We start from the raw sequence: 20,013 nt of genomic DNA, 5'->3' as shown, positions 1-20,013 counted from the left end.
AAAAATGCGAAGCCATTAGGCGGGGGTAGCGACATTCATGCGATACCCGGCAGGCAAGACCCGCAAGGCGTCCTTCGACCCTCGCGCCGGTTATGCCAACTGCGGTGTTGGTGCGCTGGTCAACGTGCGTGGCCAGGCCACGCATGACCTGATCGAGGATGGATTGCGCATGCTGCGTAATCTCGATCACCGTGGGGCGCGTGGCGCCGAGGAAAATACCGGTGACGGCGCTGGAATACTGTTGCAGGTGCCGCACCGCTTTTTCGCCGCAGCCATCCCCGGCCTACCCAGCGCCGGTAGCTATGGTGTAGGCCAGCTTTTCCTTCCCCAGGACAAAGCGCGATGCTCCGCTATCAAGCGACTGATGGAATCAGTCATCAAGTCGCAGGGCTATCGGCTCCTGGCCTGGCGTCACGTTCCCACCAACCACCGAGGGCTGGGGCGCACCGCGCTGGATTCCGAACCCGTGGTGGAACAGTGTTTCATCGCGCCCGAGAAACCCATGTCGCCCGAGGCATTGGATGTCGGCCTTTATGTGTTGCGCTGCGAGATCCAGAATCGTGTCCGCCAGCGAGGCCTGAGTGGCGAGGGAGCCAACCTGTTCTATATCTGCAGCCTGGATCGGCGGCGTATCGTCTACAAGGGCTTGCTGACCTGTGCCCAGTTGGCTGGCTACTATGCGGACCTGTGCGATGCACGGGTGGAAAGCTCGCTGGTACTGGTGCACTCGAGATTTTCTACCAATACCCTAGGGGCCTGGGAACTCGCTCATCCCTATCGCGCCCTCGTGCATAATGGCGAGTTCAACACCTTGCGCGGTAATGTCAACTGGATGCGCGCACGCGAGGCGTTGCTGGAGAGCCCGCGTTTTGGCACCGATATTGCGCGGATCAAGCCGGTTCTGGCCGAAGACGGCCAGAGCGATTCCGCCGAATTCGATCACGTACTGGAACTGCTGCTGGCCGGTGGTCGTTCTCTACCTCATGCGTTGCGCATGCTGATTCCCGAGGCCTGGGAGAAGGACCCGGCGATGGCCCCGGAACGTCGGGCTTTCTATGACTACCATGCTTCCCTCATGGAGCCGTGGGATGGGCCAGCGCTCGTCGTGGCCACGGATGGCGATGTGCTTGGGGCGGTCATCGACCGTAATGGCCTGCGCCCCTGCCGATACTGTCTGACCCGTGACGACAAGCTGATCATGGCCAGCGAGAGCGGTACGCTAGACACCGAGTTCGGCGAGATCGTGATGCAAGGGCGGCTGCGTCCGGGCCAACTATTCCTGGCCGATACCCGTGAAGGACGCATCATTCCCGAGGATGAGGTCTTCCATCACTTGGCCCACGCCGCTCCCTATGCCGAGTGGTTGGCCAGGCATCGGGTCAGGCTCGCCGATCTCCTCGACGGTGCCCCCGAGCCCGTCATCGATGCACTCGACCCGGCGACACTCGCCGCCTATCAATGCGCTTTCGGCTACACGCTCGAGGGGCTTCGTGTGCTGATGGCGCCGATGGCCGAATCCGGCAAGGACCCACTGGGCGCGATGGGTAACGATACCCCGTTGGCCGCCTTGTCGGCCCAGCGCAAGCCGCTGTTCGCCTACTTCCATCAACTCTTCGCCCAGGTTACCAACCCGCCACTGGATTACCTGCGCGAGGCGCTGGTCACCTCGCTGAGCGGTCACCTCGGCTATCAGAGCAACCTGCTGGGCGAGACCCCGGAGCATTGCCGAAGGTTACGGCTCGAGAGCCCAATCCTCGATGATCGGGAGTTCGCGACCCTTGCCAGACTCGATCGCGAGGGTCTGCGCGCACAAACGATCGACATCACCTATCCACCGGGCCAGGGCTTAGCCGCAGTGATCGAACGCCTGCGCCGCGACGCCGAGGCCGCCGTCGATGCCAGCGCTACCCTATTGGTTCTCGACGATCGCCAGGTGGGGCCCGAACGGGTTGCCGTTCCCTCATTGCTGGCAGTCGGTGCCGTCCACCATGGCTTGATCCGGGCCGGCAAACGCACCCGAGCCTCACTGGTGCTGTGCAGTGGCGAGCCCTATGCGGTGCATCACTACTGTACTCTGGTTGGTTATGGCGCAGATGCCATTTATCCGTGGCTGGCCTATCGCAGCCTCGAACATCTGCAGGTCGAGGGCGCACTCTCCGGCGTCGAGAGCAGCGCCGCGGCACGCCATACCTATCGTCTCGCCATTGAGGACGGCCTGCTCAAGGTCATGGCCAAGATGGGGATTTCCACGCTGGAGAGCTACAAAGGCGCGCAGACCTTCGAATGCATCGGCCTGGCCCCATCATTGGTCGACGACTGCTTCACGGGGACTCCGGCGTACATTCCTGGTGTCGGGCTCGCTACGATCGAGGATGAAACCGAGCAGGCCCATGCAGTCGCCTACAGCGACCGTATCGCCGGCAACCTGCGGTTGTTGCAGGGTGGCGATTTCTACTGGCGGCGCGATGGTGAATGGCATCAGTGGAATCCGCGCACCATCGGCTACCTGCAGCAGGCGGCCCGCCACAACGATGCCGAGAGCTACCGGTGCTTCGCCGAAGCCATCAACGACCAGAGCCGCTGCTTGCAGACGTTGCGCGGTCTGCTCGATTTCGATATCGAGCCGCAGCGTTCGATTCCGCTCGAAGAGGTCGAGCCGGTCGAATCGATTCTCAAGCGTTTCGGCACTGGCTCGATGTCGTTCGGTGCCCTGTCTCGCGAGGCCCATGAAGTTATGGCGATCGCCATGAACCGTATCGGAGGCAAGGCCGGCAGTGGGGAGGGAGGAGAGCAGGTCGAGCGCTTCGGTACCGAGGCCGAAAACTCGATGAAGCAATGTGCCTCGGGGCGCTTCGGGGTCACCGCGCACTACCTGGCCAGTGCCCGTCAGATCGAGATCAAGATGGCCCAGGGCGCCAAGCCGGGTGAGGGCGGCGAATTGCCTGGAGGCAAGGTCGACGAGGCGATCGCCGAGGTCCGCTTCACGGTGCCCGGGGTCGGGCTGATTTCGCCACCACCGCATCACGATATCTATTCGATCGAGGATCTGGCCCAGTTGATCCACGATCTCAAGTGCGCCAATCCCGAGGCCGAGATCCACGTCAAGCTGGTTTCCAAGGCCAATGTCGGCACCATTGCCGCCGGCGTGGCCAAGGCGCGAGCCGATGCGGTGCTGATCTCCGGCGACGCCGGCGGCACCGGGGCGGCCAAGAAAACGTCGATCAAGCATACCGGCACGCCGTGGGAACTGGGGCTGGCCGAAACCCACCGGGTGCTGATGGCCAACAACCTGCGCTCGCGCATCACCGTGCGTACCGACGGTGGCATGAAGACCGGTCGTGACGTGGCCATGGCGGCACTGTTGGGCGCCGAGGAGTTCGGTTTCGGCACTGCGCCGATGGTCGTCGTCGGCTGCCTGCTGCTGCGCAAGTGCCACTGCAACACCTGCTCGGTGGGCGTGGCGACCCAGGATCCCAGGCTGCGCGAACGCTTCGATGGCGAGGCCGAGCACATCATCACCTATCTGCGCTTCGTTGCTGAGGAGCTACGCGAGATCATGGCCGCGCTTGGCTTTGCTTCGTTGCAGGACATGATCGGACGTGTCGATCGCCTGCGTCCGCGCGAGGTGACGCATCCCCGAGGCATCGCGTTGGATGTCGGTGAGTTGCTGGCTCAGGTGGAGTCTACCGATACCCCTTACAAGACACGCGAACAGAACCACCAGCTTGAGGGCAAGCTCGACCAACGCCTGATCGCCCAAGCCGCGCCAGCACTCGAGCGTGGTGAGCCGGTGCGTATCGAGACCAAGGTATGCAATCGCGATCGCACTGTCGGAACCCTGCTTTCCTCGGCGCTGGTCAAGCGCTACGCACCGGCCATGCCCGCCGACGATACTACCTGCATTCATCTGCAAGGCTCTGCTGGCCAGAGCTTCGGGGCCTTCGTCGCCCAGGGCATCAGCCTGCATTTGACCGGCGATGCCAACGACTATCTTGGCAAGGGGCTGTCGGGCGGCCGGATCAGCGTGCGCACCCCGCCGCAGGCTGGTTACTCCGCCGCTGACAACGTCATCATCGGCAATGTCGCACTGTTCGGTGCCACCAGTGGCGAGGCCTACATCAATGGCTTGGCCGGCGAGCGCTTCTGCGTACGCAACTCCGGTGCACTGGCCGTGGTCGAGGGCGTCGGCGATCACGGTTGCGAGTACATGACCGGGGGCGTGGCGTTGATTCTCGGTCCGTGCGGCAAGAACTTCGCTGCTGGCATGAGCGGTGGCGAAGCCTACCTGTTCGACGAGCAGGGCGACTTGGCCGAACGGGTCAATGCCGAGCGGGTGGGGTTGCAAACCGTGAAAGAGGCGCGTGACTTTGCCTTGGTGCAACGTCTGCTGGAAAACCACTACGCCTACACCGGCAGCCGCCGCGCAAAGCAACTGCTCGATGACTGGTCCGCAAGCTTGGCGAAGCTGGTCAAGGTCGTGCCCGAGGCCTATGCCGAGGTGGTGGGCCGCGAACTGGCGCGGGGGCGCGACATCCGTGTCGCACCTCCGGCGGCGGCCCGGGAGGTAGCCTGATGGACGAGAATCATCCCGACGGTTTTCTCAGGCATTCGCGCGAGCCGATCGGCAAGCGCGATCCGCACGAGCGTATCGGTGACTACCGCGAGATCTATGCACCGAGCTGGCGGGAAGAACACCTGCGTCAGCAGGGCGAGCGCTGCATGGATTGCGGCGTACCGACCTGCATGGGCGGCTGCCCGATCGGCAACCTGATCCCGGAATGGAACGACCTGGTGGTGCGTGGGCGCTGGCGCGAGGCCCTCGCACGCCTGCATGCCACCAACAATTTTCCCGAGTTCACCGGCTATACCTGTCCGGCACCATGCGAGCCGGCCTGTACGCTGGCCTATAACGCCGATGCCGTGGCCATCAAGAGTCTCGAGCGGGCGATCGTCGACCGTGGTTGGGAGATGGGTTGGATCCGCCCCGAACCGCCGCTACGACGCACCGGCAAGCGGGTGGCGGTGGTCGGCAGCGGCCCGGCCGGGCTGGCGTGCGCCCAGCAACTCAACCGTGCCGGGCACCGGGTCACGGTATTCGAACGCGACGAAGCGCTTGGCGGGTTGATGACACTGGGTATCCCCGACTTCAAGTTCGCCAAGCATCAGGTCGAGCGGCGGCTCGACCAACTGCGCAAAGAAGGTATCGAGTTCCGCACTGGGGTCGAAATCGGCCCTGCGATGTCATTGGCACAGTTGCGTGAACGTTTCGATGCGGTGTGCCTGGCGATTGGCGCCCAGCAGCATCGCGATGTCACGGTACCCGGGCGCGAACTGGCAGGCATTCACTACGGTATGCCTTATCTCACCGCCGAGAATCGCCACCAGGCAGGTCGCGGCAACCCAACGATCGACGCCCATGGCAAGCGAGTGGTGGTACTGGGCGGGGGCGACACCGGTGCCGACTGCGTGGCCACCGCGCATCGCCAGGGTGCGCTTGACGTGGCGCAGATCAGTGTCCGCGAACAACCGCCGCCGACCCGACCCACCGACAATCCCTGGCCATGGCAGCCGCGCATCTACGAGCAGACCTATGCTCTGGAAGAGGGTGGCCGGGCGCTGTTCGCGCTCAATGTCACTGCTTTCGTCGACGACGATGGCGATGGCGTCGTGGATGCGCTGATCACCGAGCGCGTCAAATGGACCCTCGACGCCCAAGGGCGGCGCAAGGACAAGACGGTACTCGAGGAGGATATCCGTATTCCCGCCGACCTGGTGCTGATCGCTATTGGCTTTCAGGGCGCCCAGGCCCAGGCATTCGTTGACCAAGGGCTAAAGCTCGATGATAACGGCACGCTGGCCGCCGATGAGACCATGATGACCAATCTGGATGGCGTCTTCGCCAGTGGCGATGCCCGCCGCGGAGCCTCGCTAGTGGTCTGGGCGATCGGCGAAGGGCGTGACGTCGCACGCCATATCGATATCTACCTGATGGGGGAATCGCAGTTGCCGCCTAGTCTTCAGACCCTCACTTCACCTACCGATGATTGATCTCCAACCAATCCTGAACCTCTGCATAGGAATAGGCTTCCAGCGCCGCGAAACTGGGCAACTGCCTGGCCTTGAGCCGGGTGAGTAATGGCGTGGTGATGCCGCACAGGAAGCGGGTCAACAGCGCTGGCGAGGGTTCGGAGCCCTGGCATTCGCGATAGCGCTCTATTAGTGGCTGGCACAAGGCATCCGGGGCGTGCGAATCAAGCGGTGGAAGGTCGGTGGTTTCGGGCAGCCTGGCAACCTGACCGCGACACACGGAACAGTGACCGCAATGTTCGGGTGCACGCTCATCGCCGAAGTGGCAGGCCAGACGCTGACTCAGGCAGGTGTCGCTCTCGAACAGCTCGAGCATGGCATGGATACGGGCGACCTCGGCACGCTCCTTGTCCTGGAAGTAACCATGAAGCCGGTCGGCCAGCCGTGCCGGATCAGCGTCAGGCGCAAGCACTTGGTAGACCTCGGTCATCTGCTTGCTTTCCAGTTGGATCCAGCTCTTGTCGTTGAAATACTCCAGCGCCGTGATTACTCGGGCACGCCGGGTATCCAGGCCGCGGTCCTGGCCAAGTCGGTAGAGAGCGTCGAAATCCAGGCTGCACCAGGTCTTGGCTCGCACGCTGGCTTCGACGATAGCCGCCACGAAGTCGCGCCGCTCGCCGTCGAAACCGGCGATCAGGGTCTCGGGATCGATCAGGAACTTGAAGCGGTACTCGGCGAAGTAGGTATAGCGTGGGGCGATGATGCCGTGCAGTTCGAGTTGTACCAGCAACGTCTTGAGTGGCAGCGGGCGGATATCGGCTTGCTGCGAGAGCGCGCCTAGCATCAGCTCCCATTGGCCATTGGGCTCGTTCGTGGCGACGGCCTGCAATTCATCGATCACACGGCGAATACCCGCGAGTTCGGGAGTGTCACCGTAGATGAAGTTCTCCAGCACTCCAAGGGTATCGCGACCCCCCAACACCAGGCATTCGGCGCGTTGGCCGTCGCGCCCGGCGCGGCCGATCTCCTGGCTGTAGTTCTCGACCGATTTGGGCAGGTCGAAGTGCACCACGTTGCGGATGTCTGCCTTGTCGATGCCCATGCCGAAGGCGATGGTGGCGACGATGCAGTTCACCCGGCCAGCCATGAACTCACGCTGGATTCGTTCGCGCTCTTCGTTACCCAGCCCGGCGTGGTAGGCGCAAGCCGGGAGTCCGGCCTTGCCGAGATAGGCGGTAAGCTGTTCGGCGGTCTTCTGCAGGGTCACGTAGACGATAGTGGGTTGGGGTGTGGCGGCATCGAGGCGCGGCCGCAGCCAATCGACCAGAGTACTGGCGCGCTGTTTGGCGGGGACTGGTGCTACCTGCAGGTCGAGATTGGGCCGATAGAAACCAGTGGTGATGACATCTTCCGCCGAGATCCCGAAACGCTCGCGCATATCGGCGATCACCCGCGAGGTAGCCGTCGCAGTGAGCAACAGCACCTGGGGGATGGCGAACTGGCGCTGATAGTCGGGCAGTTTAAGGTAGTCGGGGCGGAAGTTGTGGCCCCACTCGGAGATACAGTGGGCCTCGTCGACTACCAGCAGCGAAATCGGCACGCGCTCGATGAAGGCACGAAAGCGCTCGTTCTTGAGGCGCTCCACCGAGATCATCAGGATACGGATCTCGCCGCGTTTGACGCCGTCCATGACCGCGGCGGCCTCTTCACGACTCTGGCTGGAGTCAATGCTTGCCGCCGCGATGCCATGCCGGGCCAAGAACGTCAGCTGATCCTGCATCAATGCCAGCAGCGGTGAAACCACTAGGGTCAAGTGCGGCAAATGCAGGGCCGGCAATTGATAGCACAGCGACTTGCCGGAACCGGTAGGAAAGATCGCTGCTGCCGAGCGTTCGGCGACCACGGCCTCGATCACTTCGCGCTGGCCGGGCCGGAAGTCGTCGTAGCCGAAAACCTGTTGTAGTGTCTGTTGGATCATGCTGCGGCACTCCCTTGCCATGATGGAAACATCAGCATACCAAAAGGAAGTACCGAATAAATGCCTGCGCGGCTCAATCGCTGCGTTGCGCGGTGCTCGGAAGCCTCACATATACCCCATATGCTCCGGTTCCTGTGCTCCGTGCGCCTTGCGCTTGAGGTCGCTCGTCGATTTATTCAGCACTTCCAAAAATGCCACCGGCAATTCATGACGATGACGTTCATACGACCCAGATCCTTTTCGCATATCGTCGGCTTCGACGACTGTCCGTTTCCGCGCGAGCATCGTGGCGACGTGCCCGTCGTCGGCGTGGTCTACTCCGGCCTGCGATTGGAGGGGGTGATGTCAGGCAAGGTGCGGCGCGATGGGGCGAACAGCACCCGGGAACTGACGCGCCTGGTGCACGAGTCCAAGTTCGTCGAGCATCTTCAGCTAGTGCTGCTGCAGGGAATTGCCCTGGCAGGCTTCAATGTGGTCGATGTGCCACGATTGCACACGGCGCTTGGCCTTCCGGTGCTGGTGGTTGCCCGCCATGCACCACGCCGTGACGCCATGCGCCAGGCATTGCTCGAGTGTATTCCTGGCGGCGCCCGCAAGTGGGCGCTGGTCGAACGGCTCGGCCCGATGGAAGCGCTGGCTGGCGTTTACGTTCAACGCATGGGGCTCAGCCGTGAAGAGGCTGCCAAGGTGATACGCGAAACCTCGATCAACGGTGCCATTCCCGAACCCCTACGCACAGCGCATTTGATCGCCGGGGGAATCGGGAGGGGGGAAAGTTCAGGTAGAACGTAGCCGCCCTTGAGCGAGAGCCAGGGGGCGACGCTACACTTTTCAGTGCAAGTTTTCTGTCACAACTTCACCAAAGAGGAGGAGCTGTCATGGCGACTTCTCGTTTCAGTATCGTGTTGCAGGCCGCCGGAGTCGACCTGGAAGGCGACTTGATCGTCCCCGAGGTCGCGACAGGCATCGTGGTATTCGCTCATGGTAGCGGCAGCAGCCGCTTCAGCTCCCGCAATCAAATGGTAGCGCGCTACCTCAGTGAGCAGGGGTTGGCGACCTTGTTGTTCGACTTGCTGACAGCCGAGGAAAACGTGATCGACGAGCGCACGCGTGAACTGCGCTTCGATATCGAGCTGATCGGCAAACGCATGACCGGTGCCGTCGACTGGGTTGCCCAGGCTTCTCGGACACATGGGCTGAACATCGGCTTGTTCGGTGCCAGCACCGGCGCGGCAGCCGCGCTGATTGCCGCTGCCCAGCGGTCCGACAAGGTCAGAGCCGTGGTGTCGCGGGGTGGCCGGCCGGACCTGGCTGGCGACTATCTGCCACGGGTAGAAGCGCCGACGCTATTGCTGGTTGGCGGCCATGATGAGCCGGTCATCGATCTCAACGAGCAGGCGAGGGCGCGCATGCAAGCCCCTTGCGAGCTGGTCATCGTGCCCGGCGCCACCCACCTATTCGAAGAACCAGGCAAGCTGGAGGAGGTGCAGGAGCATGCCGGCCGCTGGTTCCTCGAGCATCTCGCCGGCTCATAGCGCAAGGAGACTCCGTATGAACAAGGTCTGTGCAATCATCGGCATCGGGCCAGGCAACGGCCTCGCACTAGCGCGTCGCTTTACCCGCGAAGGTTATGACGTTGCCATGCTGTCGCGAAATCTCGACAGGTTGAAGGAATGGGAAGCTGAGAACCCCGGAACTCATGCCTACCAGTACGACGCCAGCGACAGCGAACAGGCGACGGAAGTTTTCACGCGTATCCGCCAGGAACTAGGGCCGGTTTCGGTGTTGCTTTACAACGCTGGAGCCGGGGTATTCAAGAGCGCCGAGGATGTGTCACTGGATGAATTCGAGACGACATGGCGAGTGAATTGCTACGGCTTGTTGGTGGCTACTCAGGCGGTGTTGGGTCAGTTGCGCGAGCACGACCAGGCGAGCCTTATCGTCACCGGGGCATCGGCGGCATGGCGCGGTCGGGCAGCCACGGCCCCCTTCGCTTCGGCAAAGGCGGCACAGCGTAGTTTGGCACAATCGCTGGCTCGCCAACTTGGCCCCGAAAACATCCATGTCGCCTACGTGGTGATCGATGGAGTGATCGACCTGCCTCGCACCCGTCAGGCGATGCCGGACAAGCCCGACGAGTTTTTCCTCGATGCCGACGCCATCGCCGATAGCATCTGGTTTCTCACTCGGCAGCACCGCTCGGCCTGGACCTTCGAGCTGGATGTGCGTCCGTTCGCTGAGTCCTGGTGAGGGCAGCGCTCTGCCCATAAGCGGGGTATGCGCGAGCGTGGGCGAGAATCGTCCATGACCCGTCGCATCTCCCTTGGCATAATGGCGGTTTTGGCCTCAGGGATGACCCATGACCGCCTGGAGCAAGCTACTTGTCGCCACCACGCGGCTGATCGACCTGCACGACAGCGCCCATGAGCCGGGGTCGCCGTTCGTGCAGGTCAGCCAGGAGCAGCGCCGCGGCCTGCGTGACGGCTATTGGCTGGACCTCGGCTGCCTGCTGCTCGACTATCTGCTCGACGTGGATTTTGCCACCAACAGTGCGTTCGTCTCTCAGACGCGCTGTCTCGCCCAGTTGCGTGAGCATTATCCGGCTTTGCCGGCCGATGATCTGGCCTTCGTGGTCAACCTGCTTTCAACCCCCAGCGAGTTGCATTTTCGTCATGGGGATAGTCACCAGGAAGCGAGTGACGCCAGCCGTGGAGTTCGTAGTACCAAGCGTACCGCCTTGATCGAGAAGCAGGGCCAGACCGGCCAGGTACGCCTGACACCGAGTGGTCGCCAGGCGGTGACCCTGGCCAGTCAGGTCGAGGATCTGCTGTACTCGGAGTACGACGCCGCCAAGGTACTTGCTGCACTGGCGCGTGGCGATTTCGCACGCATACCCGATATCACCAACCAGATCCTGATGGCGATTCGTTCCTTGACCCAGGAACTGCGCCGGATCCGCGAGAACCCTACTCGTGAAGGCAAGCTCAGCGGGTTTCTAGATAATGAACGCCACTATCACAACGCGCTGTCGACGATTCAGAACACCTTGCTTGGTGCGCGCTCGCAACTGACCACTCCAGAGGTAACGAAGCGTTTCGAGCGGTGGTGCGAAGACCAGGAAGATGACTGGGACCTGCGCATGCTGTCGGGCGCCATCGGGCGAGTGCTCACTGCCATCGAGAACCTCTCGCGACGGCTTTCCGAATTGCTTTCCGATATCGCGGAGGGGCGCATCCAATCGATGGGTGTGATCGATTTCGCCGACCTCTCGCGGCGCTTGCTGGGTACGCCTCTGCAAGCCGCGCTGCGCGATGCCCTGGTCGGGCGGATGATGCCGTTTGGCCTGGCTGCCGCCATGCCCCGTGTCGAACCGTTGATTCCGTTGATCGAGACCCGACGAGCCGAGAAAAGCGCAACGGCACTGGTGTTCGACGAACACGACGACGCTAGCCCAGAGGATCCGCTGCTGGCGCGCTTCCTGGAAGCACGCGGTCCGGCCCTGCGCGAGCGCTTGAGTGAAGCGCCGTTGTCACTGCCTCAGGCCCTCAGCGAAGGTTGGCACCGCTTCGAGGAGGGCGATTGCCTGGCCCAATTGCTCAATACCTACGTCGATACCCAACTGCTCGATGAGCGCCTGACGGTTGGCATCGAGGCCGAGCCTTTCGCGATCACGCTCGACGATGGTCGTCGCATCGAGGGAATGGTGACGCCTTCGCTACGCTTTTCACAGGATGTTGCTTCATGAACATGACCGAGATGGGCGAAGTCGTCGCCTACCTGCTGCGCTACCGTACCGCCGAACGCCAGCCCAGTGGTGGCCGCAAGCGGCGTGCCGCCCGTGAGGGCCAACTTTCCGAACGTGACGTGTGCGCCTTGATCGACGATGCGCTGGAAACAGAGCGCGAGGCGCTGCGTGATTTTCTTGCCGGACAGGGCTTGCGCCTGCGTGTCTTCGAGCCCGGCGATTATCCTGGTATCGTCCCCGGCTCGCGGCTCTATGCCTTGGTGCCGGATCCCGAACTGGACCAACCGCCGCTCTATACCCGCGACCCGGTGTTCGATGCCCTGCGCCTGCGCCAGGAAAGTCGCGCCGAACTGGCGCAGTGGTATCTGCAACTTTGGCTGCTGCTGCACACTCTGCTGTATACCCGCTTGAATCGTGCGTTGTCAGACGTCAGCCGCTATCAGGAAGCGACCTTTGCCACTACCGAGTTGGTCGAGTTGGTTCGCGAACAGCTCGAGAGTCTGCGTGCCTTGGGCGATGCCGCTCCCGACGCCAGCCGCGTACTGCTCGATGAGCGCGGCGAGGACGTCAGTCGCCGGGTCAAGGCCTTCATCGAGCTGCAGTTGCGTGCCGGTCATCTCGAAGCTGTGCGTGAGACCACCGATGAGGGAGGCGATATCTGGCAGCAGACCTTGCTTGGTGCACTCGAGGCCGAACAGGTCGGCGTGCATCACCTCTCGCACCTGGTCGAATTGCTTTCCGGTCAGGAAGACGCTCCCGCCGCCAAGGAAGCGCCGGATACCACGCCCGAGGACTCGCCACCAACCGCTGGCAATAGTGAGGTCGGTGGCATTGCGGACGCAACGCAGGAAGCCGATCTCTTCGGCGGAGCCGACAGTGAAGTGGGTGGCGAAGGGAGTTGCGAAGAGGATGCCGAAGCGTTGGAAGAGACAGGAGGCCGTGCATGAGCGTCATCAACCGCATCGAAGTGGCCAACCTGCTCAACAAGCACGGCGACATCGCTTCTCCCTGGGACGCCAAGATGCGTCATCTGCTGCTCGACCTGCGCGGCCAGTCCAGCGCCATCAGCATGGAGAACGGCTTTGGTAAGACCACACTCGCCGAAGCGTTGATCGGCTTGCTGTCTAGGGATCGCTCGCTGCTCTCGCGAACCCGGCGCAAGTGCTCACCATCGAACGTCGGCGGCCAGGGACGTAGCTGGTCACACCTGCGTGTCGAGTTTCGTTCCGGTGATGGTGCCACAGGGCAGTCCGACATGCTCGCCGCCGCTGGCGAAGAGGTCGCCGGTGAAACCTTTGTGTTCGGCATGTACGGCTATAGCGATGGCAGCGGCTTGTCCTTCTATCACTACGCCGGCAGGCTCGAGGACGTTCCGGTCCATCATTTGACCCGTGACGGCAAGCTGGCGCTGTATGCCAATGCCGACGTGCAAGCGGCGATGCGTGCGCACGGCGTGACCCGCAGTGCCAACCGCGAGGAGTGGCTGGATGCCGTCGGCGCGCATATCTCGCGCCGCGAACTCGCTCAACTCGCCGCCTTCCAGAAGGAGGGCGGTGCCGACAAGAGCCAGATCTTCAACGCCATCAAGCCGCGTGCCGGCGAGAAGGCCGACCAGGCATTCTTCTTCGAGGTGCTGGCGCCACAGATCCTTTCCGGCGCGACTCGCGGCGAGACCGATGAGGGCGAGGATTTGATCGAGGACGTCATCCTCAACTCGGGCACCAAGGCTACCGAACTGCGCCATCGCTTGAGCGAGGCCGAAACCGATCAACAGCGTGCCGAGCAGAAAGTGATGTTACTCGACGAGCTCAATGCTCAGGGCAAAGAGCTGCTCGAAGCGCGCCTCCAACTCATCGAACTCGACGCTGGCCTCACCGCCAGCGAGCGTCTGCTCGGGGGCCAGGCGCTCACGGCGCTGCCGGGTCTGCCGAAGCGTCCCGAACGACTGGGCGAAGAGAGCGATGCCGAACTGATCGCCGGCTTTGCCTGGGGGGCTGGCGATACCGGTCGGCCACGTGTCTCCACTTGGCTGCTTGCCAAACTGACCGGCCAGGCCGAGCGCAGCGTACGCCAGGCGCTCTCCGAGCGCGGTGCGCGAGTCGATGCTCACCGCCGCTTGATCCATCTGCCCGAGGCGGGCTGGCCGACCGCCAAGGACGTGCATCATGTTGCCTTTGCGGCGGCCCGCGAGTGGCTGGTTGACAGCCATTCTTTTGCCGATGACTCAGCCCGCTATCGCGCTCTGTCACGCCTTGACGAGGCGGCGGATGACTTCGAAGCGCTCGACGGTAACCGCTTCCGCGAGGAGGTGATCGCTGATCGCGAATATCTCAAGGAGCTCAAGACCGACGCACAGCGTCTCGACGAGCAATGGGAACGGCTCGATCGTGAGCGTGAACAGCTCGAATCGCGGCAGCGTGAGTTTACCGACAACCAGAGTTTCTACACCCAGGCGCTCAGCCAAGGGCTATTCAGCGAGGAAGAGCTCGAGACGCCCGAGGCAACCCGGGAAATGGCGATCGCCGCTGCCGATCGGGCGCGTCGGACACTCTCCGAGCATATCGGTCGCGTTGGCGAACTTAGACAGGCAGCCAAGTGGCACGCCGAGTTCAAGGCCAAGCATCCCGACACTGGTCCTGGGGAATTGCTGGCGCTGAAGAGCGAGCAACACGAAACACTCAGTGGCGAACTCGAGGAGCTCGAGGCTGAACTCGAGAGTGTCGCGGGCCAGCGCGAAAGCGCTCGTGACGATCGCGAGCGACTGCGCGGCGAACGCCAACGGTTGGAAGGTGAGCAGGGGCCGCTCAAACAGGGGCAGGATGCTTGGCAGGCCTTCGTCGATGGCTGGCCGGGCGAGGAGATCCATGAGTTCTGGTCGCGCAAGAAGACTGAACTGGCCGCGCTTCAGCAGGAACGCCACCAACTGCATCAACGCCAGGAGGAGGCCCGCGCACGGCGGACACGACTGACACCGCTGGCGGAGGCGGCTCGCGAGTTCACCCGCCTGCATGGCGATGACGACCCGGTGCACCTGCGTGATCGCCTGCACGAGCAGAAGCGCGAGCTCGACGACGAAGGGCATCGCCTGGAGCAGGAGGAGCAGCGTCTGCGTGAGCTGCACCAGGCACTGTTGGCCTTCCGAGACATCACCGAGCAGGCCCCCGAAGCCTGGCTCAAGGACGCCAAGGCCCGCTATCCGCGGCTGCTACGCGAGGCAGAAGGGCTCGATGAGCTCATTGCCACGCGCGAGCGTTATCTGGAAAGCCTCTCCGGCGACCCCTTGGCGCGTCAGGTTGCCGAGGCCGAGGCACACGCCCTGCTAGAGGAGGCTGGCATTGCCTTCGTGCCGCTGCATGAGGCGTTGACCGCGACCGAAGGTGGCGAGGAACACCGTCGTGAGTGGCTGGCCCAGGCGGCAGGCCAGTTGTTTGCGCCGGTGGTCGAAGGCGAGGCGGAAGCACGTAATGCTGCCGAGCACTTGATCGAGCGCGGGCTGGGCGTGCCGGTGATCGAGGCGGGGCGTTTATCCGCCTGCCTGGCGGCCGGCCAGTCGCCGCTGGGGGCGGTACAGGGTGTCGAGACGCTGGCCGTGAAGGCGGCGCTCGATCCTCAGTATCTCAATGCGCTGCGCGACGAGACCCAGCAACGCTTGGCCATCGACCGCGAGCGCCGTGCCGCACTCGACGAGGAGATCGCTCGGCTCGACCCGCATGGCGAACGCTTCGCCCTGGCTCGGCGTGCCCAGGCCGCTGTCGAGGAAGATGTCGAGGTAGCTCTCGAAGCGTTGGAGCAAAACAAGGCCGACCTCGATGGTCGGCGTGAACGGCTAGCGCCACGCATGACCGATCAGGCGCTCAAGGTCATCGACGACTTCCAGCGCTATCTGCTGGAGGGCGGTGACAGGGCCTTGGAGGAGGCCGCGGAAACGTTGGCCGATGCTGAGACTCGGCTGGCCGAGCTTTCGCCCCAAGTGACGGGGGCCGAGCAGGACCTGGAAGCCCACGGCGCCACTTGGCTGGCTGCCGAGAAGTTCGCTGATGCCGGTGGCGTCGAGCGCTTGGCGGCGCTGGAGGCGCGACTGGCGGAGTTGATCGAGCAGGAGGCCATCGTCGCCGAGCGCTTCGAGCAGGCCGATGAGCGCACCGAGGCGTTGCGGCATCGCCGTGACGAGCTGGCAGGCCAGTTGAAGGCGCTGTTCGCCGATGGCGAGCGTGATCGCCTTCGGGCGCTGGAAGCCTTCGAGGACGAGGGTGGCGTCACCTTCATGGCCAGTGCCGAGTCGGTCAAGGCGGAACTCGAGCAGGCGTTGGCCGCCGCGGCACGGCGAGCCGATTTCGATTTCGACCGCATTCGTGCCTATCTCGAGGTGCGTGACGAGAGCGGCGGCAGCCAAAAGCTCGAGCGCGAGATCGCACGTCTCAAACGTGAACGTGACGAGACCCACGAACAACGCAAGGCCAATGCCAAGCAGCAGCAGGAAGTCGAGGTGCGTCTCGACGAAAACCAGCAGGCCATGCTGTGGACCGACCAGTTGGCCATCGCCTGGCTGGAGGTGCTACGCGAACTCTCCAGCGGCTGGTATGAGCGCCTGGCGTTGCTCGATGACTTGGTCGAGGCGAGCCACTGGCCGGCCGATCATGACAACGCGGAAGCCTTGGACGAGGCGCTTGCCGAATGGCGGCGACTGTCCGGTGAAGCGGGTGAAACGTTCGATCTCGCTGCCCTGGAAACCTGTCAACAGACGCTGCTCGATGCCTTGGGTACACTGAATCTTGGCGAGCGTTCGCGCAATCGTGAGCGCCAGGCCCGCGACGTGGAGACCCGCGAACAGCGCCTTGCCCGGGCACTTGCGGATGCCGGCGAAAGCCGCCTGTTCAACGGTACCGAGCGCGCACGGCTGTCGGCGCTGGATGGCGTCAGCCCCGCGGCACTGGACGACCTGCGTGCCTTGCATGCGCAGCTCAGCGGCCAGTTGGACGACCATCGCGACCGAGTCGCCAAGCTGCACGCCTCGCGCGAGCATATCGAAGGCACCTTGGTCGAGCGTCTTGGCTCGATCATTGCCGATGCCGCCGGCAATCTGGACATTCTCAAGCGCGTGGCTCGACGCAGCGGCGAAGGCGGTGCCTTCTTCGAGGTCAAGGCAGCGTTGATCAGCGATAGCGATGTGCGCGATCTGATCCAGTTACTGCTCGCCGACATCGATGAACATCAGGCTGCACAGCGTCGTCGAATGCAGCAGGAAGGCGTCTCTGCGAGTGGCGACCAGAAACGCAAGGACGAGGAACTGACACGGCAGATCCGTCGGCGCATCTATCGCGGCCTGTTCCGCGACGTCTCGATCCGCCTCAAGCACGACGCTATTCGTCCCCATGGCCGGCTGTTCTCGCTCAATGAGGACATGTCCGAGGGGCAGCGCGAGGCGGTCTCGCTGATGTGGCTGGTCAAGCTCTCGGAATTTGCCATCGAGCGTGAACTGCGTGAGCTGCCTGGCAGCCACAAGCGCCGTGCCCGTGCCGGCCGCGAAAGCGTGATCCTGCTCGATGGCCTATTCTCCAAGCTCTCGCACCGCCGCTTGATCCAGGACTCACTTGAATCGCTACGCAACACCCGTGGTCGCTTCCAGATGATCGGCCTGATCCACAACCCCAACTACGAGAACGATGCCTCGATCTTTCCCACCTACCTGGTCGGCAGTGTCATTGGCGGGGCGCAGGGACAGGGCGGCCACGTGGTGGTGCGTGACGGCCGCGTAGTCGAGCCGGAAACCATCGGCCGTGGTCAGGGCGAAGCCAGCCTGTTCGGCATCCACGTCACGGAGCGGGAGACATGAGCCATTTGAGTGAGTGCGCCGAGGCCACGCTGACCTGGCTGGAAGGTGAGTGGTGTACGGCCTATCGCAAAGAAAAATCCAAGAGCTGGCATAGTAAAGCCTTGGTGAAAAGGCTCAAGCGTGAAGGTATCTGCGCCACTGAGCTGGATGGCTGGGAAGCGCTCGGGGAACTGGCCAGAGCCGGGCTGATCGAGACGACGGCTCCCGTCTCGGCACGTCAACGCCTCAATGTGCGTGTCCTGCTGTCCGAAGCTCTATGTCACCGCCTCGAGTCCGAATTCGCTGATGTCGATGATTCGCTGGCCCTGAAGGCGGGCCAGGCCGCACTATGGCGTCACTCGCTCGATGGGGTATTGCAGGGCTGGAGCGTGGACGATCAGCGTCGCCTCGCCGAGGGGTTGCGCGAGTTGGCCGAGGCCTTGCCCGAGGCATACGCGCTGAGTGCCTTCGAGGCCAGCGCACGGTATCTGCTTGGTAGTAGTAAGTTGCTACTTAATCTTCCACGTGAATTGGTACGTGCTTTTGGCATAGAGACTTCAGCTTTTCGCCGCCCCTTGTCCTGGGTACTGGCCGCTATGCCCGATGAACCTCAAGGGCTGCTGTTGATCGAGAATCCGCAGAGCTTCGATCAGGCCTGCCGTGTTGGACTCGACCAGCGACTGGCGATCGTCTGCAGCTTCGGCTATGGACTTTCGCTAAGTGAGGCCCTTAGGGCGCCGAAACGGGTACGCCTGGTGTGCGAGGGGCTCGTCTCGCGCACCCTTGATGAGCTCCTCGAGTTGCCGAACCCGACGTTCTGGGGGGATCTCGATCCGGAAGGTCTGCGCATTTACTTGTGTCTTCGCGAGGCCATCCCGCGGCTGCGTCTCTCTGCGCTATATGCGCCGATGATCGAGTACTACGATGGGCATGGTGGTCACCCTCTCCATGGTCTCACCGGCAAGGCCAACCAGCGCCCTGCTGGAACGTCGTCAACCGGTATTTGGGCACGTGGGTTGGATCAGGAAATACTAAGCGATGCTGACTTATTGGCTCATGCCGGGCATGCGCTTGACGAAGAGATGCAACGACGCTGGCTGATGATGTAAGAGATTGCCGACATTTAAATAACGTTGACTGGGTGTGGCGGGTGCCAGGCCGTTCAACGCGGGGCGTCGTAGCGCCCCGGGCGTCCCCGAGAGTAGACGATCTGCCATAGTTGCAGATGGCGGGCACGGAAGGCACCGGCGAACACCGAGAGATAGTAACGGAACATGCGCCGTATCCGCTCACTGTAGCGGTCGGCGATTTCATTCCAATGAGTGTCGAAGTTCTCGAGCCAGGCCATCAGGGTGCGGTCATAGTCGGCACCGAAGTTCTGCCAATCCTCCATCAGCAGATGCCCCTCGCTGGCCTTGGCGATGTGCATTACCGAGGGCAGTACGCCATTGGGAAAGATGTACTTGTTGACCCAGGGGTCGACGCTGATGTCGGAATTGTTGGAGCCGATGGTGTGCAGCAGGAACATGCCGTCTTCTGCCAGCAGCGATTCGACGGTGTTGAAATAGGTGTGATAGTTGCGATGACCCACATGTTCGAACATGCCGATCGACACGATCCGGTCGTAGCACCCCGTCAGGTCGCGATAGTCCTGCAGCAGAATCTCCACCGGAAGACCCTCGCAACGCTCACGGGCAAGCGCGGCCTGTTCCTTGGAAATGGTGATGCCGGTGACCTCGACACCGTAATGCCGGGCGGCATGCTCGGCGAAGCTACCCCAGCCACAGCCGATGTCCAGTACCCGCATGCCCGGTTTCAGGTCCAGCTTGCGGGCTGCGAGGTCGAGCTTGGCGACTTGGGCTTGATGCAAGGTAGAGGCGTCCTTCCAGTAGCCGCAGGAGTAGCACATGGTCGGATCGAGCATGCGCTCGAAGAGATCGTTGCCTAGATCGTAATGGGCCTCACCAACGATATAGGCGCGTGCCTTGCTCTGTAGATTGAAGAAACCGTTCTGCAGCCGATACATGAGGCGCTCGGAGGGCGTGTTGACATGCTCGCCGAGTCCGTGCCGTAGCAACAGGTGAGCCATTTCGTCGATACGTTCGCAGTCCCACCAGCCATCCATGTAGGATTCGCCGAGCCCAAGGCTGCCTTGGTGCAGAATTCGGGGAAACAGATCGGGATGATTGACCTGAATGTCCCATGGGGAGTTACCGTTCAGGGCGACGCCTGAGCCGTCGAGGAGTTGTTCGACGACGCGGCGGGCTCGAGTGTCGGGAAGGGCGTTGGGGCCGATACGAGTGTCACTGGTCATGCCGAACTCCGAATCAGGTTGCGCGTCTCGGCGCGATACGGGTCAAGCAAGGCATTCCTTGCCGCTTTGCAACAATCCCATGAGATTGCTATCGGTTAAGAGGATATTCAACAGCTTAAGGCTATCGTACCGATAGC

General features: G+C 62.7%; 11 protein-coding genes. 9 read left to right on the top strand and 2 right to left on the bottom strand.

Translation table 11 applies throughout. The features are described 5' to 3' along the window. Positions 1-37: 37 nt before the first annotated feature. Positions 38-4,573 carry a glutamate synthase large subunit gene (gene gltB, locus IE093_RS10330; protein ID WP_189468833.1) on the top strand — a complete coding sequence of 1,512 codons (4,536 nt, stop codon included), beginning with the start codon at positions 38-40 and terminating at the stop codon, positions 4,571-4,573. Continuing rightward, complete coding sequence (locus tag IE093_RS10325) at positions 4,573-6,048, top strand: glutamate synthase subunit beta (RefSeq protein WP_189468831.1); 1,476 nt, start codon at positions 4,573-4,575, stop codon at positions 6,046-6,048. Before gltB ends, IE093_RS10325 begins: the two co-directional genes overlap by 1 nt. On the opposite strand, the gene IE093_RS10320 is transcribed toward IE093_RS10325, so the two are convergent. Further along, complete coding sequence (locus IE093_RS10320; protein WP_189468829.1) at positions 6,035-8,005, bottom strand: RecQ family ATP-dependent DNA helicase; 1,971 nt, start codon at positions 8,003-8,005, stop codon at positions 6,035-6,037. The genes IE093_RS10325 and IE093_RS10320 overlap by 14 nt on opposite strands. 213 nt (positions 8,006-8,218) lie before the next feature. Here IE093_RS10320 and IE093_RS10315 point away from each other — a divergent pair, with 213 nt between their 5' ends. The 7 genes from IE093_RS10315 to IE093_RS10285 all read left to right on the top strand — a co-directional run bounded on the left by IE093_RS10315 (position 8,219) and on the right by IE093_RS10285 (position 18,671). Continuing rightward, positions 8,219-8,797: an endonuclease dU gene (locus IE093_RS10315; RefSeq protein ID WP_189468827.1), complete on the top strand. Its 579-nt coding sequence runs from the start codon at positions 8,219-8,221 to the stop codon at positions 8,795-8,797. Positions 8,798-8,883: 86 nt separating this feature from the next. Continuing rightward, positions 8,884-9,540, top strand: a complete 657-nt coding sequence (locus IE093_RS10310; protein WP_189468825.1) for a dienelactone hydrolase family protein — start codon at positions 8,884-8,886, stop codon at positions 9,538-9,540. Between the two features lie 16 nt (positions 9,541-9,556). Continuing rightward, a complete protein-coding gene (locus IE093_RS10305) occupies positions 9,557-10,255 on the top strand; it encodes an SDR family NAD(P)-dependent oxidoreductase (protein ID WP_189468823.1) in 699 nt (232 codons plus the stop codon). Positions 10,256-10,364: 109 nt separating this feature from the next. Continuing rightward, complete coding sequence (locus IE093_RS10300; protein WP_189468821.1) at positions 10,365-11,750, top strand: hypothetical protein; 1,386 nt, start codon at positions 10,365-10,367, stop codon at positions 11,748-11,750. Next, positions 11,747-12,697 carry a hypothetical protein gene (locus IE093_RS10295; protein WP_229803470.1) on the top strand — a complete coding sequence of 317 codons (951 nt, stop codon included), beginning with the start codon at positions 11,747-11,749 and terminating at the stop codon, positions 12,695-12,697. Before IE093_RS10300 ends, IE093_RS10295 begins: the two co-directional genes overlap by 4 nt. Next, positions 12,694-17,583 (top strand): coiled-coil domain-containing protein, encoded by a 4,890-nt coding sequence (locus tag IE093_RS10290; RefSeq protein ID WP_189468819.1) that lies wholly within the window; start codon positions 12,694-12,696, stop codon positions 17,581-17,583. The genes IE093_RS10295 and IE093_RS10290 overlap by 4 nt, the downstream gene beginning before the upstream one ends. Then, the gene (locus tag IE093_RS10285; RefSeq protein WP_189468817.1) at positions 17,580-18,671 is read left to right on the top strand and encodes a DUF2220 family protein; all 1,092 of its coding nucleotides are present in this window, start codon (positions 17,580-17,582) and stop codon (positions 18,669-18,671) included. Before IE093_RS10290 ends, IE093_RS10285 begins: the two co-directional genes overlap by 4 nt. 53 nt (positions 18,672-18,724) lie before the next feature. Here the strand turns inward: IE093_RS10285 and cfa are convergent, their stop codons facing one another. After that, a complete protein-coding gene (gene cfa, locus IE093_RS10280; protein ID WP_189468815.1) occupies positions 18,725-19,876 on the bottom strand; it encodes a cyclopropane fatty acyl phospholipid synthase in 1,152 nt (383 codons plus the stop codon). Positions 19,877-20,013: the final 137 nt, after the last annotated feature.

This window comes from Litchfieldella qijiaojingensis, from assembly GCF_014651875.1.
Classification (GTDB): Bacteria; Pseudomonadota; Gammaproteobacteria; order Pseudomonadales; family Halomonadaceae; genus Litchfieldella; species Litchfieldella qijiaojingensis.
The sequence above is the reverse complement of the archived record's forward strand: the minus strand, read 5'-3'. Positions and strand labels throughout refer to the sequence as shown.